Source organism: Arthrobacter sp. AL05, from assembly GCF_029960715.1.
Lineage (GTDB): Bacteria > Actinomycetota > Actinomycetes > Actinomycetales > Micrococcaceae > Arthrobacter.
Window position 1 is genome coordinate 43,778 of record NZ_JASBRC010000004.1, and the last position, 17,270, is coordinate 61,047.

General features: G+C 65.8%; 10 protein-coding genes and 2 tRNA genes. 4 read left to right on the forward strand and 8 right to left on the reverse strand.

The features are described from left to right. Positions 1-130: 130 nt before the first annotated feature. Complete coding sequence (locus tag QK287_RS06560; protein ID WP_282359627.1) at positions 131-1,792, reverse strand: trypsin-like peptidase domain-containing protein; 1,662 nt, start codon at positions 1,790-1,792, stop codon at positions 131-133. A 295-nt stretch (positions 1,793-2,087) separates the two neighbouring features. On the opposite strand from QK287_RS06560, the gene QK287_RS06565 reads away from it, so the two are divergent. The 3 genes from QK287_RS06565 (at position 2,088) to QK287_RS06575 (ending at position 6,609) form a co-directional block, all read left to right on the forward strand. After that, the gene (locus QK287_RS06565; RefSeq protein ID WP_282359628.1) at positions 2,088-4,124 is read left to right on the forward strand and encodes a TPM domain-containing protein; all 2,037 of its coding nucleotides are present in this window, start codon (positions 2,088-2,090) and stop codon (positions 4,122-4,124) included. Between the two features lie 124 nt (positions 4,125-4,248). Continuing rightward, the gene (locus tag QK287_RS06570; protein ID WP_226773816.1) at positions 4,249-5,034 is read left to right on the forward strand and encodes a PspA/IM30 family protein; all 786 of its coding nucleotides are present in this window, start codon (positions 4,249-4,251) and stop codon (positions 5,032-5,034) included. A 135-nt stretch (positions 5,035-5,169) separates the two neighbouring features. Beyond that, entirely contained in the window at positions 5,170-6,609 is a 1,440-nt protein-coding gene (locus QK287_RS06575) for a deoxyribodipyrimidine photo-lyase (protein WP_282359629.1), read from the forward strand. 68 nt (positions 6,610-6,677) lie between these two features. Here the strand turns inward: QK287_RS06575 and QK287_RS06580 are convergent. From QK287_RS06580 to QK287_RS06595, 4 genes are all read right to left on the reverse strand, one after another. Then, a tRNA-Met gene (locus tag QK287_RS06580) sits at positions 6,678-6,751 on the reverse strand. Positions 6,752-6,884: 133 nt separating this feature from the next. Further along, a tRNA-Met gene (locus QK287_RS06585) sits at positions 6,885-6,958 on the reverse strand. 188 nt (positions 6,959-7,146) lie between these two features. Next, on the reverse strand, positions 7,147-10,125 hold the full coding sequence (locus QK287_RS06590) for a UPF0182 family protein (RefSeq protein WP_282359630.1): 2,979 nt from the start codon (positions 10,123-10,125) through the stop codon (positions 7,147-7,149). Positions 10,126-10,298: 173 nt separating this feature from the next. Next, positions 10,299-11,327: a S16 family serine protease gene (locus QK287_RS06595; protein ID WP_282359792.1), complete on the reverse strand. Its 1,029-nt coding sequence runs from the start codon at positions 11,325-11,327 to the stop codon at positions 10,299-10,301. Between the two features lie 340 nt (positions 11,328-11,667). Between QK287_RS06595 and QK287_RS06600 the strand changes: the two genes are divergently transcribed. Then, on the forward strand, positions 11,668-13,101 hold the full coding sequence (locus tag QK287_RS06600) for a zinc-dependent metalloprotease (RefSeq protein ID WP_226773813.1): 1,434 nt from the start codon (positions 11,668-11,670) through the stop codon (positions 13,099-13,101). A gap of 52 nt (positions 13,102-13,153) precedes the next feature. Here the strand turns inward: QK287_RS06600 and QK287_RS06605 are convergent, their stop codons facing one another. The 3 genes from QK287_RS06605 to nudC all read right to left on the reverse strand — a co-directional run bounded on the left by QK287_RS06605 (position 13,154) and on the right by nudC (position 17,149). Beyond that, positions 13,154-13,795: a M48 family metallopeptidase gene (locus tag QK287_RS06605; protein ID WP_282359631.1), complete on the reverse strand. Its 642-nt coding sequence runs from the start codon at positions 13,793-13,795 to the stop codon at positions 13,154-13,156. Further along, positions 13,795-15,885, reverse strand: a complete 2,091-nt coding sequence (locus QK287_RS06610) for an ATP-dependent DNA helicase UvrD2 (RefSeq protein WP_226773818.1) — start codon at positions 15,883-15,885, stop codon at positions 13,795-13,797. The genes QK287_RS06605 and QK287_RS06610 overlap by 1 nt, the downstream gene beginning before the upstream one ends. Before the next feature lie 196 nt (positions 15,886-16,081). Next, a complete protein-coding gene (nudC, locus tag QK287_RS06615; RefSeq protein ID WP_282359632.1) occupies positions 16,082-17,149 on the reverse strand; it encodes an NAD(+) diphosphatase in 1,068 nt (355 codons plus the stop codon). Positions 17,150-17,270 lie beyond the last annotated feature (121 nt).

The following is a 17,270-nucleotide window of genomic DNA, read 5'->3' on the forward strand; positions in this document are numbered from 1 at the left end:
CACGGACGCGGCCCGGTTAAGGCCTGTGTCAGGGCTGCGGGCGTCCCCGCGGCAGTGCCGTGCACAGCCAGAAGGCCGGGCGGCACCTGACGGCGCCTCCCGGCCCTCTACCTGGCCGAGCGAACCGTTCCTACTGCTCGGCTGCAGCCCCGAGGGTCACATCGAGTTGCTGCTCCTTGCCGCTGCGCAGGACCGTGACCTTCACCGAGGCCCCGGCGGCCTGCTCGCGCACGGCGGCAGTGAGCTGGTTCGGATCGCTGATGGTGAGGTCCTGGAACTTCGTCACGACGTCGCCGACTTTGAGGCCAGCCTTGTCTGCTGCGGAACCTGGTTCAACAGTGGCAACCTCGGCTCCGACGGAGAATCCGGACGCTGCGCTGCCGGCAGCCTTCTGCTTGACACTGACACCAAATTGGCCGTGGGTCGCCTTGCCGCCGCTGATGATCTCCTGCGCAATCCGCTTGGCGTTGTTAATCGGAATGCTGAAGCCCACGCCGATGTTTCCGCTGCTCGCGGTGTCGCCGCCGGCCGAGGCGATTGCGACGTTCACGCCGATGACCTCACCCTTGGTATTGATCAGGGCGCCGCCGGAGTTTCCCGGGTTGATGGCCGCATCGGTCTGGATCACGTTGATCGCGATGCTGCCTTGGTTAGTGGTGCTTTGCCCCTGCCCGCCGTCCGGCGGGGCAAACTGGAAGCCCTGTCCGCCGCCCTGGGAGCTGTCCGCCCCTTGCTTCGGCACTGCCGACGAAGCGACGCTGATGGTGCGGTTCAGCGTCGACACAATGCCATCCGTCACGGTTCCCGTCAGGCCGAGGGGCGAGCCGATCGCGACGGCGGTGTCGCCGACGTTCAGCTTGCCGGAATCGCCCAGGACAGCCGGTACCAGCCCGGAGGCGTTCTGGATCTGCACGACTGCAAGATCTGAGAGCGGGTCGGTGCCGACGACCTTTGCACTGTAGACCTTGCCGTCGCTCAGGCGGACTTCAATCGCGGCGTTGGCCGCCGTGCCGTCGAGGGTAACAACGTGCGTGTTCGTCAGGACGTGGCCGTCAGTGTCCAAAATTATGCCGGAGCCGGTACCACCGCCGCTGCCGCTTGATGCCTTGATGGTCACGACGCTTGGCGTGGCCTTCACGGCAGCCGCGGTGATGGCATTAACATCATCCCGGTTGTTCACAATGACAGGACCGGCCTGGCTGCTGCTGTTGCTGGTTCCGGTGGAGGTGACGCCTCCGCCGCCCCCGAGCAACTGGGTGGTCCCGGCTACCACACCGCCGCCGACAAGGCCGGCCGCGAGGATGCTGGCAATGAGGGTGGGGACACCGAACGCCGCCTTGCGCTTAGGGGCGTGGGCGGGATTGGACGCGTAGGCCGACCCGGGAACGGCACCGCCGTAGCCGCCATATTGCGGCTGGCCGGAAGCGGACTGGCCGCTGGAGTACTGGCTGTGCGGGGGCTGGGACTGGCCAAAGGCGGAGCTGCCGGCCGCCGGTCCAAAGGCAGGGCTGTGCTGCGGGTCGGGCTGGCCCGGGGTGTGGCCCTGCTGGACGGGGGCGGGGGCCTCGCCGAACTGTTGCGTCACCGGTGCCGGCGGACCACCGTACGCCGGCTGATGCTGGGGATAGACCGGCTGCGGAGCGTTGTCCGCCGTTGGCTCCAGCCGGAGTGTCGGGTTCTCGTGCGCTGAGTCCGGCGCGGAGTCGCCCTGGGGGTGCCCTGAAGTGCCCTCGTGCGGCGCGGCTGGCTCCCGGTTCTCTGCTGACGCGCCCTGCGCTGGGTTCTCAGTCATAAGACTTCCTTTCATCCTCGTCTGCATTAACTATGGACGATCACACTGATACTAAAGCGCACGTTTGCTGGGAGGTTGCTGAATGGTTCCGCGTGCCGTGACACAGCTTCCAGTTACCCATTCCGCGCTTTTCGCTGGTGGCATATTCCCATCGATGGACGGCCACTTGGGGGCACCATAGAATCAAATGGAATTGCCACAGCGACCTGCGGCTATACATCAGTGCGGCAGGTACTGCGGCGATCTTGACGACCGGTTCGGCCCGAACTGGACGCAGAAGTGCTGAAGGGTTGCCATGCGGTCTGCTTTGACTCGTTTCCTCGCCATCGTGGGCGTTGCCGGACTGCTGGCGATTCCGGCCGCTCCAGTCTTGGCCGAGGACCCGGTAACGATACCCTCCGGACAGAATGTCCTTGACAGCGGAAATGTACTCGGCAGCCGCAAGGGCGAGGTCCAGGACGCAGTTCAGAAGCTCCTGAAAGAGCACAAGTACAACCTCTACGTCGTGACCGTAAAGACGTTCGAGAACCCCGCTGAACCCAAGGCATGGGCGCAGGCCGTGGCAACGAAAAAGGGCATGGGGCGGGCCGATGTCATCCTAGCCATGTCCGACGACGGCAAGTACTATTTTTCGCCGAATTCGGCCAGCGCCATCTACTCCAAGACCAGCACCATCAGCCAAAATGCGATCGTCGCGAATCTGGACGGCGGCAAGCGCGACTTTGCCCAGGCGGCCATTGATACTGCCGTTGCCGTCGGCGATGCGGCCGGCGGCGGCAGCGGCTCGGTGTCCTCGGGCGCCGGCGCCGGCAGCGCCGTGCTGGTCGGTGTGGGAGTCGTAGCAGCTGGCGGGGCCGGCGCCTACTTGTACTTCCGGAATCGGCGGAAAAGGGCCACCCGGGGGGCCGCTACGGACCCTGACCAGCAGGGCGCCGATCTGGACCCGCTTGCCGGGCTCACCGCAGCGGAACTGCGCCGCAAGAGCGGCTCGCTGCTGATTGCCGCCGACGACGCGATCAAGTCCAGCGAGCAGGAGCTTGGCTTTGCCCAGGCGCAGTACGGCGATGCCGCCGTCGGCAACTTCACAAGGGCCCTGCAGGACGCCAAGGGCCACATGTCCGAGTCCTTCAAGCTGCAGCAACAGCTCGACGACCACATCCCGGACACCGAGGAGCAACAGCGCACCTGGCTCGGCGAGATCATCCGCCGCTCCGAGTCAGCCCTTTCCTCGCTGCAGGAGCAGAAGGCGGACTTTGATTCCCTGCGTGAGCTTGAAAAGAACGCCCCGCAGGCCTTGGCCACCGTTGCCTCCGGCGCCGGGGAGGCAGAAGCGAGGATCGCCAGCGCCGAGCAGTCCCTCACCGGGCTGCGCGCCAAGTACGCCGAGAGCGCCCTGGCCCAGGTTGCGGACAACATCAGCCAAGCCAAGGAGCGGCTCGCCTTTGTGCAGAATGCTTCGGTAACGGCCCGGGAGAAGCTCAGTGCCGGCGAAGGAAGCCTCGCCGCCGTCGCCGTCCGGGCAGCTGAAGAAAGCCTTCATCAGACCAATGTGCTCATCGACGCGATCACCAAGGTCGCCGGCAACCTCGAGGAGGCACATAGCGGGCTGGAGTCTGCAGTCGTCGACACCTCCCAGGACCTGGCCCAGGCCAGGGCCATGATCCAGTCCGGGGAGCACCCCGAGCTGGCCGGACCCGTAGCCGCCGTCGAAGCGGCACTGGCCCGGGTCAAAGCCGAAATCCAAGGCGGCAAGATTGATCCGATTGCCACCCTGGAACGCGTCGAAACGGCGCACCAGACGTTGGATTCGGCCCTCGCCGGGATTCGTGACCAGCAGGAGCAGGCCCGGCGGGCCCAGGCCTCGCTGCAGCAGAGCATCATGTCCGCCCAGGCACAGATCAGCGCGACGTCGGACTACATCACCGCCCGCCGCGGCGGCGTCGGAACTGAGGCCCGCACCCGGCTTGCAGAGGCCCAGCGCAACCTGGACTACGCCCTTTCCATTTCCCGCACGGACCCCGTCACCGCGCTGCAGTACGCCCAGCAGGCCCACAATCTCGCTGCCCAGGCAGCGCAGCAGGCACAGTCCGACGTGGACCAATTCGGCGGCTACGCCAACCAGGGCTATGGCCGCGGCGGGATGTTCGGCGGCGGCGGCGGTGGCGGCCTCGGCGGCGCCATCCTAGGCGGCATCCTCATCAACTCCATCCTGCACGGCGGAGGCGGCGGCGGCGGTTGGGGCGGCGGCGGAGACTCCGGCGGCGGCTGGGGCGGCGGTGGAGACTTTGGCGGCGGCGGAGACTTTGGCGGCGGCGACTCGGGCAGCTTTTAGCCGGCCCGCTGGCCACACGAAACTAGGCGCCGGCGGGGACGCTCCGGCTGGCGGGTAGAAGCGGTACATTTCACTGTTCACCGATATTCAGTGGGCACCACTGAGCAGGACGAAAGGTAACACCATGAAGCAGTCCATTTTCGGCCGCATGGCGCAGCTGGCGAAGGCCAACATCAATTCCCTGCTGGACCAGGCTGAGGACCCACAGAAGATGCTCGACCAGATGGTCCGGGATTACACCAACAACATCGCCGAGGCCGAGTCCGCCGTCGCCCAGACCATCGGCAACCTGCGGATGCTCCAGGACGACTACAACGAGGACATCAAAAACGCCCAGGACTGGGGTAAAAAGGCCCTCGCCGCCTCCCGCAAGGCTGACGAATACCGCGCCGGGGGCGACACCGTCGACGCAGAGAAGTTCGACAACCTGGCCAAGGTGGCCCTGCAGCGCCAGATGTCCGCTGAAAACGAGGCGAAGTCCGCCGAGCCGAGCATCGCCTCTCAAACCGAGGTTGTTGACAAGCTCAAGCACGGCCTGGACCAGATGAAGGGAAAGCTCAACGAGCTCACCAGCAAGCGCAACGAACTCGTGGCGCGCTCCAAGACGGCGGCGGCTCAGACCCAGGTCCACGATGCGTTGAAGAGCATCGACTTTATGGATCCCACCTCCGAGGTTGGCCGTTTCGAAGAGAAGATCCGGCGCGAGGAAGCCAAAGTCCGCGGCCAGCAGGAACTCGCCGCTTCGAGCCTGGACGCACAGTTCAACTCACTTGAGGACCTTGGCGAGCAGACCGAGATCGAAGCCAGGCTCGCTGCGCTGAAGTCCGGCGGCTCGCCGGCCGCCCTTGCCGCCGGTGAGAGCCGCCCCGCAGGCTCCACCGTCGAGGAAGCAGACTTCGACAAGCTGTAAGCCCGGCCGGGTTTCCGCCGGGTCTTCGCAGCGCGTTCGGCCAGGGCCGGATCCCTTGGACCGTCTCCGGACGGCCCAAGGGGTCCGGCCCTTGTTGTTGTGCCTGCGGCGCGGCAGGGCGTGTACCGTGGATCCATGTCTTTGGGATCCCGTTCTTCGACAATTGTCTGGCTCCGCGACGACCTCCGGCTGGACGACAATCCGGCCTTGAGTGAAGCGGCCTCGCTGGGTCAGCCGCTGACCGTGGTCTATGTCCTCGATGAGGCCTCCCCCGGGGTGCGGCCCCTCGGCGGCGCCACGAAGTGGTGGCTGCACCACTCCTTGGCAAATCTTGCTGCCGGGCTTGAGGGCAAAGGCTCCCGACTGCTGCTGCGCCGCGGTCTGGCCGCTGAGGTGATCCGGGAGCTCGCGGACGAAACCGGAGCCGTGACATTGCTCTGGAACCGCCGCTACGGCGGCCCGGAACGCGAGGTGGACGCCGGCATCAAGGGTTGGGCCAAGGAGCAGGGTCTCACAGCCGCCAGCTTCCAGGCGAACTTGATGTTTGAACCGTGGACGGTCCGGACCGGTGCCGGCGGGCCTTACAAAGTCTTCACGCCCTTCTGGCGGGCCTGCCTGGAGGCACCGGAGCCCCGGCTGCCCTTGGACCCTCCGGGGCGCCTCCCTGCCCCGGCAGTGGGCGCGGAGGGAACGCTTCCGGACAGCGACACGCTCGACAGCTGGGGGCTGCTCCCCCGGAGGCCGGACTGGAGCGTCGGACTCGCCGGCAGCTGGCAGCCCGGGGAAGCCGGGGCCCACGAACGGCTTGAGGACTTCCTCGACGGTCCTGTGGAGGACTACGGCACCGGCCGCAACGTCCCCGGTGTCGAGGGCACCAGCCGGCTCTCCGCGCATCTGCGGTTCGGCGAAATCAGCCCTTTCCGGGTCTGGCACGCACTGCGCGAACGCTTTGGCCCCGCGGCTCCGGGCGATGTAGCCGTCTTCCGCTCCGAACTCGGCTGGCGGGAATTCTGCTGGCAGCTGCTCTACGAGAACCCGGAACTGGCCACCCGGAACTTCCGGCCCGAGTTTGACCGTTTCGACTGGCAGAAGCCCTCCGACGCCGAGCTGGCGGCCTGGCAGCAGGGCAACACCGGCTATCCCCTGGTCGACGCCGGGATGCGCCAGCTCTGGCAGACCGGCTGGATGCACAACCGCGTCCGGATGGCGGCCGCAAGTTTCCTGGTCAAGAACCTGCTGGCCGACTGGCGGCTCGGCGAGGCCTGGTTCTGGGACACCCTGGTGGACGCCGATGCCGCCAGCAATCCGGCGAACTGGCAGTGGGTGGCTGGCTCCGGCGCCGACGCCTCGCCGTACTTCCGGATCTTCAACCCGGTCACCCAAAGCAAGAAGTTCGACGCCAGCGCCCGCTACCTGCGCAAATACCTCCCGGAACTGTCCGGTTTGGACGATAAGGCAATCCACGAACCGTGGAGGGCCGGGACTCCGGCCACAGGATATCCGGAACCGGTCGTTGGGCTGCCGGAGTCCCGGGCCCGGGCGCTGGAGACCTATCAGCGGCTCAAAGACGGCTAGGGCTTCGCCACCGACCCAAAACAAAAGGCCCGGATCAACAGATCCGGGCCTTTCCTTTTCTTCTTCAGTTGCGGGGACAGGATTTGAACCTGTGACCTCTGGGTTATGAGCCCAGCGAGCTACCGAACTGCTCCACCCCGCGTCGCTAGATCAACACTACCCTAGTTTTGTGGCCGGCCGGACCGCCGCCGTTGACAGCTGTCCGTGGACGCCGTCAACGGCTCAAAACAGAAAGTCCGGAACACTGTTAACAGTGTTCCGGACTTTCTCTTCAGTTGCGGGGACAGGATTTGAACCTGTGACCTCTGGGTTATGAGCCCAGCGAGCTACCGAACTGCTCCACCCCGCGTCGCACTGTTAACTCTACCGGCAGGTGAACGTGGGGCCAAATCGAGGCGGCGTGATGTGCGTCTCCCGGGCGGCAGCGCTGGACGCGGCGAACCCTCAGGAGAAGGCGAAAGGCCGGGTCCGCGCTCACAAGGAGCGCGAACCCGGCCTCGGCCCGTGATGCGGACGGCCGTTGTTAGCTGACCGTGCTCAGCTGCTCGGAGTCGGCGCCGGGGTGGCTGCCGGAGCCGGAACCGGCGTCGCGATCTTGGCCTCAGCAGTGATCGCCCGCTGCAGCGCCGCGGAAAGGATCCTCTGCTGCTCGCCATAAGCAGCGAAGTCACCCTTTGCGAGGGCGTCCTGGCCTGCTTTGATGGCTGCGTTGGCATCGTCCAAAGCCGCTTTCAGCTCTGCTTTCGCATCCACGGAGCCGGGAGCGGGTGTGCCGTCCGGCGCGGTCGGCGCGGTGGGCGTCTGCCCGTTATTGGCCGAATCGCCGGCGCTGGCCCCGGACTTACCGCCGAACAACTGGTTCAACGCCTCATCGAGCGTCGGGGCAAACCCGATCTTGTCACCAAACGCCACCAGGACGCGCTGCAGCGTCGGGTACGAGGTTTCGCCAGTGGACTTAAGATACACAGGCTGGACGTACAACATGCCCCCGCCTGCCGGCAGCGTCAGCAGGTTGCCATTAAGGACAGCCGACGCACCCTGACGGAGCAGGTTCAGCGCCTGCGAGACGGTGGGGTCGGAGTTGAACTTGTTCTGCGCCTGCCCCGGACCAGGGATGTTTGCCTCCGGCGGAATCTGCAGGAGGCGGAGCTGGCCATAACTCTCGGCCTTAACGCCCTTCTCGCTGCCGGCGTCGGAGTCGGCCGCCAAGAACCCATACAACACGTTGCGGGCGTTCCCGTTAACAACCTGGGGAATGAAGGACGACGTCAGCTGGAAGGCTGGCTTGTCCTGGTTGGGCATCTTCAGCGACATGTAATAGGGCGGCTGATTAACGTCGTCCTTGGCTGTCGGATCGTTCGGGACGCTCCAGGCATCGTTGTTGGTGTAGAAGCTATCGGCCTGGGTGACGTGATAGCGGCCCAGCAACTCCCGCTGGACCTTAAAGAGGTCCTCCGGATAGCGGACGTGGCTCATCAGGGCTCCGGACATTTCCGAAAACGGCTTCAACGACGTCGGGAAGACTTTCTGCCAGGACTTCAGTACCGGGTCCTGATCGTCCCAGGCATAAAGTGTGACTTTTCCGTCGTAGGCATCCACCGTCGCCTTGACGGAGTTCCGGATGTAGTTGACCGAGGTGTTGGGCAAGGACGCCGTCCGCCCGGAGGTCGTCTGCGAGTCGGCGGTGGCTGCGGAAAGCTGTTCCTGCTGGGAGTACGGGTAGTACTGGCTGGTGGTGTACCCGTCCACAATCCATTTCACCCGCCCGTCCACAACTGCGGGGTAAGCGTTGCCGTCCACGGTCAGGTACGGAGCGACCTTCTGGACCCGCTCCCGCGGATTGCGGTCGTAGAGGATCTGCGATTCGGGATTGACTCCGTCGGAGAGCAAAAGGTCCGAGGACTGGAACTTGATCGCGTACAGGACCTTATTAAAGAAGCTCCCTACATTCGGGCCGCCGTCGCCGGTGAAGGTGTACTGCGTTTCCCCGTCGCCCTCCTTGCTGGCGGGCCGATCCTGCTCGCGGTGCTGGGAGCCGTCCGGTGCCCCCACTACGGAGTAGTCGGGCGACTTTTCTCCGAAGTAGACCCGCGGCTGATAGCTGGAGTCATCACCTAGCACGCCCGTGGACGGGATCCCTGACTGCAGGAACTCCGGCTTGCCGTCAACCGTGAACTTGTTGCCTTTCGCGGCGACGACGCCGTAGCCGTGGGTGTAGACGACGTGGCGGTTCAGCCACGACTGCTGGTTGGCGCTCAGTCCGTCCGGGTTCAGTTCACGGACGGCAATAACGGTGTCCTGAACTTTTCCGTCGATCTCGTAGCGGTCAACATTAAGCGCGCTCGGGAACTGGTAATAGGGGCGGTACTGTTCGAGTTGCGAGAATGCGTCCGAGATCAGGTTGGGGTCCAGCAGACGGATGTTGGCTGTGGTCTGGGCGTCCGGCGCCAGGGCCCCTGTGGTGGCGTTGGTGGTGGCGTTGTAACGCGTCTCCTGGATCTTGTCCAGGCCGTATGCCGAGCGGGTCAAGGCAATGTTGCGCTCAATGTACTTCTTCTCGAGGGTCTGCTCCGAGGGCCTGACCTGGAACTGCTGGATCACCCACGGGTAGACCCCGCCGGCCAGGATAGAGGTGATGATGAGCATCGCGGTACCAATCACCGGCAGGCGCCATTTGCCGATCACCGCGGCGACGATAAACAGCACCGCAACCAGGGCAGCGGCGACGGCCAGAATGGCTTTGGTGGGGATCACGGCGTTGACGTCCGTGTACAGCGCCCCGGCCCACCGGCCGCCGCTGTTCTGCACGGAGGTGAACCGGTCCAGCCAGAAGTTGACGCCCAGCAGCAGCAGGAACGCTGCGCCGGAGACGGCGAGATGGATCTGCGCTGCCCGGCTGGTAAAGATGCCGCGTTCCATAATGCGGATGCTGCCGTAGAGGTAATGCGTCATAATTCCGGCAACTCCGGCAACGATGATGACACTGATCAGGAAGCCGGTGATGAAGCCCAGGAAGGGCAGGGTCATCAGGTAGAAGCTGATGTCGAGCCCGAACTGGGGATCGGTCTCGCCGAAGGATTCCTGGTTGAAGAACAGCAGCACCTTCTGCCACTGGCTGGCCGCGGCGCTCCCGGCGAACAGGCCGAAGAGTACGGGCAGGCCGATCATAACGAGGCGGCGGATCGGTTCAAGCTGGACCTGGTAGCGGTTCAGGTTGTCCCGGATCTCCGAGTCCGGCGCGTAGACCGGACGGGAGTTGTAAGCGATCCGGATGGCGAAAAAGACAGCGGCGAACATCAGCGCGAAGCCGGCCACGAAGATGGCGATGCGCGCAAGGTTCTCGGTCAGGAACACTTCGAAGTACCCCAGTTGCTGGTACCAGAGGACGTCCGTCCAGACATTGGCGAAGAAGATGAATCCGACGACGATCAGTGCCACAACAATCAACGTCGGCGTCAGCGCGCCTCGTCGTCGCAGGGGTCTTCCGGGCGGGACGGTGCTGGCAGGACGGGACAAACTCGGTACCTCATAGCTGGTAGACAGTTACTGGTTTTTAGTTATCGGTGCGGCACGTCGATCCAGGAATCGGGCGTTGCTGAATTCTAGCCACCGCCGGCATCGTGCCAACAGATCGCCGACGCCGTCATCAAGTGCCACGAGTGGCAGCTGATCTTAGTTCCGCGGCCAGTCTAGTTGCTGGCGCAACCCGGCAGGCCCGACATGTCGGTTCCGGACGCGGCAACGTCGACTGCGTGCCGTGCATCCGCCAGAGTTTCGACCCGCACGACCTGCAGCCCGGCGGGAATATGCCCAACAACCTCGTCGCAGTTCGCCGCCGGTGCAAGGAACAAAGTGGCGCCGCCGGACCGTGCACCGTGCATTTTTTGGCTGATGCCGCCGATCGGGCCAACGGCGCCGTCGGGAGTGATTGTTCCGGTGCCAGCGATGTGCTTGCCGCCGGTCAGGTCTCCCGGGGTCACCGTGTCCACGATGCCGAGGGCGAACATCATCCCGGCGCTGGGTCCGCCGACCTGGTCCAGGGAGATTTTGACGTCGAAGGGAAAAGTGAATTTGTACTGCAGCATGATCCCAAGGATGAACCGGCCGGATGAGGTCTTCGACGGCGTGATGCTGGCCGTCACATTGCTGCCGCCACGGTCGACGACGACATTCACCGGGGCGCCGTCGCCGGCGGCAAGTTCAGCCTGGATGGCACTCAGCGCCGACGCCGGCTTTCCGTTGACCGACACGAGTATGTCGTTGTTCTGGAGCTTCCCGGCGGAAGCGGAGCCCTCCGGGACACCTGCAACCTGCAATTTCTGCTCGAACGCGATTCCCAGCTCAACCAACGCCGCAGCCACAGCGTTCTCTTGGGAAGTGGTCATGGCGACGGCGCTTTCCTGCTGGGACTGTTCTTTCGTTACCCCTTTAGGGAAGATCAGTTCCTCGGGATATACGGCTTTGGAACCGTTGAGCCAGGCGGAGAACGCCTCGAAGACCGACACCGGTCCGTTGGGCCCGCCATCAACATAAACAGTGGTCAGGTCCAGGTTTCCCTTGGCGGGAAACGCTTCGTGGCCGGTGACGCTGATGACCGGTGTGCCGTTGTCCGTGCCCAAAGTATTAAACGTCGGTCCCGGTGATTCCACGACGTACGGGACAGGCAGGCTCACGGCGGTGACGCCGAGCGCCAGCGCCAGCAGGCCCGAGACGAACATCGCCGAGGACCGCTTGTCACGACGCTGGCTCCGGCCTGGCCTCGCGAGGAGTGCCCGTCGGCCCCCGACCTGGCTGCCGGCCTGCTCACCCTGCGTAGTTGTCACTGATGGACCTCCCCGTGCCGCCGCGCGGGAGCCCCGCGGACCCCCGATTGGCGCACTGCGTCCGCAGAATGCGCCGCGGCTTGCGCCTGCCAATATTCCAGTTCCCAACACTACGCGCTCGGCGGCCGGCCTGGCTCTTTGCCGACAGCGAACGCGCAGTCGTTTCAGCAGACAGCCTGCTGGCTGCGGGGTAGCGTGAACCTCAGAAGCAGCCACACCGACGATCGGCGGGATCATGACCTCCAACCCACTTAATCCGTCCAACGGCGACGAGGAACCCAAGGATCCGCTGGCCGAAATGCTGAAGAACCTGATGGGCGGGCAGGGAATGGGGAACATCGACCCCGCGGAATTAGCAAAAGCCGCGGGCCTTCCGGACGATCCCAAGCTTTTGGCCCAGATGTTCTCCCAGGTTCAGGCCATGATGAGCTCATCCTCCGAGGGCCCCGTGAACTGGGAGCTGGCCCATGAAAACGCCCGCCGGGTGGCCGCCAGCGGCGCCGACCCGTCCATCACGGCACAGCAGTCCCGCGAGGTCGATGAGGCGCTGCGGCTCGCGGAACTATGGCTTGACCAGGTCACGGACCTGCCGGCCACCGGACTGATCGGCCGGGCGTGGTCCCGGGCCGAGTGGGTCGAGGAAACTCTCGGAACCTGGAAACGGCTGACCGAACCGGTGGCCGACAGCGTCGCCAAGGCACTCTCCACAGCCATGACGGAGCAGATGCCGGAGGAAATGAAGTCCATGATGGGCGGTGCCTCCTCCATGCTGCAGAACATGGGCGGGGCGATCTTCGGCATGCAGCTGGGCCAGGCCATCGGTGCACTGTCCGCCGAGGTGGTCAGCTCGACGGATATCGGTGTGCCGCTGGCCGATCTCGAAATGGCACTGCTGCCGGCCAACGTGGCCAAATTCGGCGAGGGCCTCAGCCTGCCGGAACACGACATCCTGCTGTTCCTTGCGGTCCGGGAGGCGGCCCATGCCAGGCTCTTTGTGCAGGTCCCCTGGTTGCGAGGTCACCTGCTCGGCGCGATCGAGGCCTATGCACGCGGCATCCACATCGACACCTCGAAAATCGACGAACTCGCCCGCGATCTGGATCCGGCCAATCCGGAGGGTATCCAGGAGGCCCTGTCCCAAGGCGTCTTTATGCCCCAGCGAACCCCCGCCCAGGACCAGGCGCTCGAAAAACTTGAGACCGCCCTGGCACTCGTGGAGGGATGGGTTGATGAACTGAGCTGGGCGGCCACAGAGAAGCTGTTGCCCGCGGCCGCGGCGCTCCGGGAGACCGTGCGGCGCCGCCGCGCCTCGGGCGGACCGGCTGAACACGCGTTCTCCTCCCTGGTAGGTCTGGAGCTGCGTCCGCGCCGGCTGCGGGAAGCCGCAGCACTGTGGGCCTCGCTCAAGGAGGAACGCGGGACCGAGGGCCGCGACGCGATCTGGCAGCACCCCGATTTGTTGCCCACCGCCGAAGACCTGGACGATCCCAAAGGCTTCAGCGAACGCCGGAAGCTGGCCGAAGCCAGCGACTCTGAGGTTGACGACGCCCTCCAGAAGCTGCTGAGCGGCGGCTTCGACGAACCCGGCGGCGACCGGCCGGCCGGGGAAGAACCCGGCGGTGCCGGCCCTGACGACGCAACCGACGCAGGCGACACGCCCAAGTCCTAAACAGCCAGTCGCCCGCCCCCGGCTGCGTTTCCGGCCGGGGTGGGCCAAGGCGCTATCCGCAGGAAACGCCTGCGGCTGTGCCGTCCGTGCCATTGTCTGTGCTGCCGGGCGCCAGGCCGCGCGATGTCGCGAAAGAAACCCCCTCAAGGAAGGCCCTGGCCCGGGCAGTCTCCGGGTAGGCCTCGAGCAAACGCCAGAACGCCGCGTTGTGGCCGGCGACCAGCAGGTGCGCCAATTCGTGCAACAGCACATAGTCGATGACCCACTGCGGCATGGGCTGAAGCTTGTCAGAGAGCCGGATGGTCCCTTCCGACGGCGTCGCGGACCCCCAACGGGAGTTCTGGTTGCCCACCCACCGGACCGAGGACGGTTCGGCCCGGCCGCCCAGGTACTTTGCGGAGAGTGCGGCGGCGTGCGCCCCGAGGGCGGCATCGTTTCGCGGACGGCGTCGCCCGGCGCTGCGCTCCCCCTGGCGCCGCAGCTTCTCAAGCATCCGGTGCACCCACTCGCGTTCCTGGGCCCGGCTGAAGCTGGCCGGTATGGCGACAACTGCGGTGCCGTTTTCCCAGAAGGCGGCAACGGTCCGGCGTCGACGCGCGGAGCGCCGCACTTCCACCGGCGAGCCGTCGGTGGTGGTGAGGGGTGTGGGTGCGGACGCTGCCGGGCCGCTTGCCCGCGTGGTGCTCCCGGCCACTAGAGTGTGGTGCTTTCGACCAGCACTGCCAGGACTGCCTCGCCGTACTTCTCCAGCTTCGACGGCCCCACCCCGGGAAGAGTGGCGAGCTGTTCGAGGGAGTCCGGCCGTGCTTCGGCAATGGCAGTCAGCGTGGCGTCGGTGAACACCACAAAAGCCGGGACGTCGGCTTCGAGCGCTTTTTCCTTGCGCCACTGCCGGAGCGCGTCGAAAGTCTGCTCCTCGTAGCTGGGCGGGCACTGGTTGCACCGGCCCACCTTGCGTTCGGCACCGGAGGAGAGCATGGTGCCGCAGACCCTGCAGGTAGCGGGCACGGCCGCCTTGCGCCGCGGCGCGGCCCCCTTGCCGCGGACCGAGGAGCTGGCCACAGAGTCGGGCCGCAGGCCGTCGAGGAACCGCGAGGGCTTTCGGTTGGCGCGGCCGCCCGGGGTGCGCGCGGTGGACCAGGACAGGAACAGGTGTTCCCTGGCCCTGGTGATCCCCACGTACAGCAGGCGCCGTTCCTCATCCACGGATTCGGGGCTGTCGGCGAAGGAGATCGGCATCAGACCCTCGCTGAGCCCCACGAGGAACACCGCGTCCCATTCGAGGCCCTTGGCGGCGTGCAGCGAGGCAAGCGTGACACCTTGGACGGTGGGGGCGTGCTGGGCCAGGGAGCGTTCCTGAAGTTCATTGACGAAATCCGCCAGGGTGAACGCTCCGCCGCGGCTGATCACGAGTTCGTCGGCCAGCGCAACCAGCGCAGCGAGCGATTCCCAGCGTTCCCGGAGCGCGCCGCCGCTGTGCGGAGCCGAGTCCGTATAGCCGAGCGAGGCGACGATGTCGCGGACTAACTGTCCCAGTGGCTCGGGGCTGGCCGTTTCGGAGACGGCCCGGGTAGCCGCCCGCAGCTGCAGGATGGCGTCGCGGACCTCCTTGCGGGCAAAGAACCGTTCACCGCCGCGCAACTGGTAGCCGATACCGGCCGAGGCCAGTGCCTGCTCATAGGCCTCGGACTGCCCGTTGGTGCGGAACAGCACGGCGACCTGGCTGGCCGGAGTGCCGGCGTCAAGGAGTTCACGGACCTTCACGGCGACGGTTGCGGCTTCGGCTTCGTCATCGGAACACTCGGTGAATTGCGGCACCGGTCCGGTCGGGCGCTGCGCCACGAGTTGCAGAGGCGTGGCCCAGGCAGCGTCGGCGGCTGGCCCGGCGCTTCGCCGGCCGGCCAACAACTCATTGGCGAGCCGTACCACCTGCGGGGTGGAGCGGTAGTCGCGGATCAGCTTGACCACTGCGGCCTGAGGGTACTGGGCCTTAAAACCAAGCAGCTGCTTCGGCGAGGCGCCCGTGAAGGAGTAGATGGTCTGGCTGGCGTCCCCGACGACGCAGAGCTCGTCCCGGCCGCCAAGCCACAACTCCAGCAGCCGCTGCTGCAGCGGCGAAACATCCTGGTACTCGTCAACAACGAAGTGGCGGTACTGCTCCCGGACGGTGGCTGCGACTTTCGGGTCCTCCTGCAGGATGCCCACAGTGATCAACAGGACGTCCTCAAAGTCGATTACGTTCCGGTCCGTTTTGACGTCCTCGTAGGACTGAAAGACACGGGCGACGGCGGTCAGGTCAAAGCCGCCCGGGGCGCCGCGGCCTTGGGCTTTCTCCAGGTAGTTGGCGGGCGTCAGCATGGAGACCTTGGCCCACTCGATTTCCGAGGCCAAATCGCGGATGGACGCGCGGTCGGTGCTGAGCCGCAACCGCCGTGCCGCTTCGGCAATCATCTGGGCCTTGTGGTCCAGCAGGTTTGGCAGGACGCCGCCAACGGCCTGGGGCCAGAAGAACTGGAGTTGGCGCAGCGCGGCGGCGTGGAACGTGCGGGCCTGAACGTTCCCGACACCGAGGTCCCGGAGTCGGCTGCGCATTTCCGCCGCGGCCCGCGAGGTGAAGGTGACAGCCAGCAGCCGCTGCGGGTTGTAGACGCCGGAGTGCACCCCGTAGGCGATTCGGTGGGTGATGGCGCGGGTCTTGCCGGTGCCTGCCCCGGCGAGGACGCACATGGGGCCCTGCAGGGTACTGGCAACTTCCCGCTGTTCAGCGTCCAGGCCGCCGAGGATGCGTTCCTCAAGGGAACGGTTGTCCGGCGCCGGAGGCTCGGCATCCGGGCGGTCGTCTGGCCGAACTGCCGGGAAGTCACTGGACTGGAAGAGATCTTTGTTCACTGTTGCTGCTCAGTCGTTTGAGGGTGTGCGGTGGATACGCGGCGGGACCCTCAGCGCGGGGATGCCGGTGCAGGTGGTCAGGAGGGGCTCCTCATACGTTGTCCGCACGGTCCTGGATGAGCCCGCCGTACCAGTGTTCGATCAGGGCACGGGCGATGGACAATCTGCTGGAGATGACGATCTCTCCGCTGAGTACTGCCGCTTGCAGTTCGCTTCGGCTGAACCAGCGTGCCCGGGTCACTTCGACGCCGTCGGGTGTGGCTTCTGCGTCCGCGGTGGTGGCCGTGAAACCGAGCATCAGCGAGGCCGGGAAGGGCCACGACTGGGAACCGAGGTACTGGCAGGCGGAGACCCGCACGCCCACTTCCTCACCGATCTCGCGCACTACTGCCTGCTCCAGCGACTCCCCCGGTTCGACGAAGCCGGCCAGGGTGGAATAGTTCTTCGCATCGAGCGGGCCGCCGCCGCCGAGCAGCAGCCGGCCGTCCGGACCCACCACTGTGACGATGATGGCCGGATCGGTGCGCGGATAGTGTTCCGATCCGTCGGCGGGACAACGGCGGACCCAGCCTCCGCTCTCCGTCGTTGTAGCGGTGCCGCAGCGCGGGCAGTGGGTATGTGTGGCATGCCAGTTGGCGATGGCGCTGGCTTCGATGAAGAGGGCGGTGTCCGCGGGGTTCAGGGCGGCGGCCACTTCGCGGAATCCCGCCCACTGCGCACCCCGGGGGATGCCGGCGATGTGGGCTTCGAATTCCTCGGCCTGAACCTCGAACTGCTGCGGCAGGATAAAGAGGACCAACTGGGTGCCCGCCGCAAGGTCCGATCCGGGCAGTGCCATTCCCAGGTAAATCAGCTGCTCCGGGGCGTACGCCGTGTCCTTCAGGTGGCGGGCAAGTTCTGCCGCGTCCAGCAGCACCAGGCTGCTGCCGTCGATGAGGGCCTGCCGGCCGGAGAGCACCATGGCCCGGGCGCCGCCGCCAGCGATGAGCTCCTCGAGCATTCCCGGCTTCAGCCGTGCTGCGGAACCGCGGTCAATCAGCGCCGGGCGGACCGGAAGAATTGCGTCGTGAAGCAGGTTGGCGGCCAAGGCTGCAGGCGGGGAGGCTGAGGCGGCGTCGCGGGGGTGGTTCTCTGGTGCCGAATTCTCCGCAAGACTCATGTACCTACCGTACTGACTCCCGCTGACAATTGACATTTGTTCGCCCCGTATGTGGGCAGCCACACGCGGAGACGCACGCGGCACCGCGGCACCACACCGCAAATTATTCCCGATCTTTCAG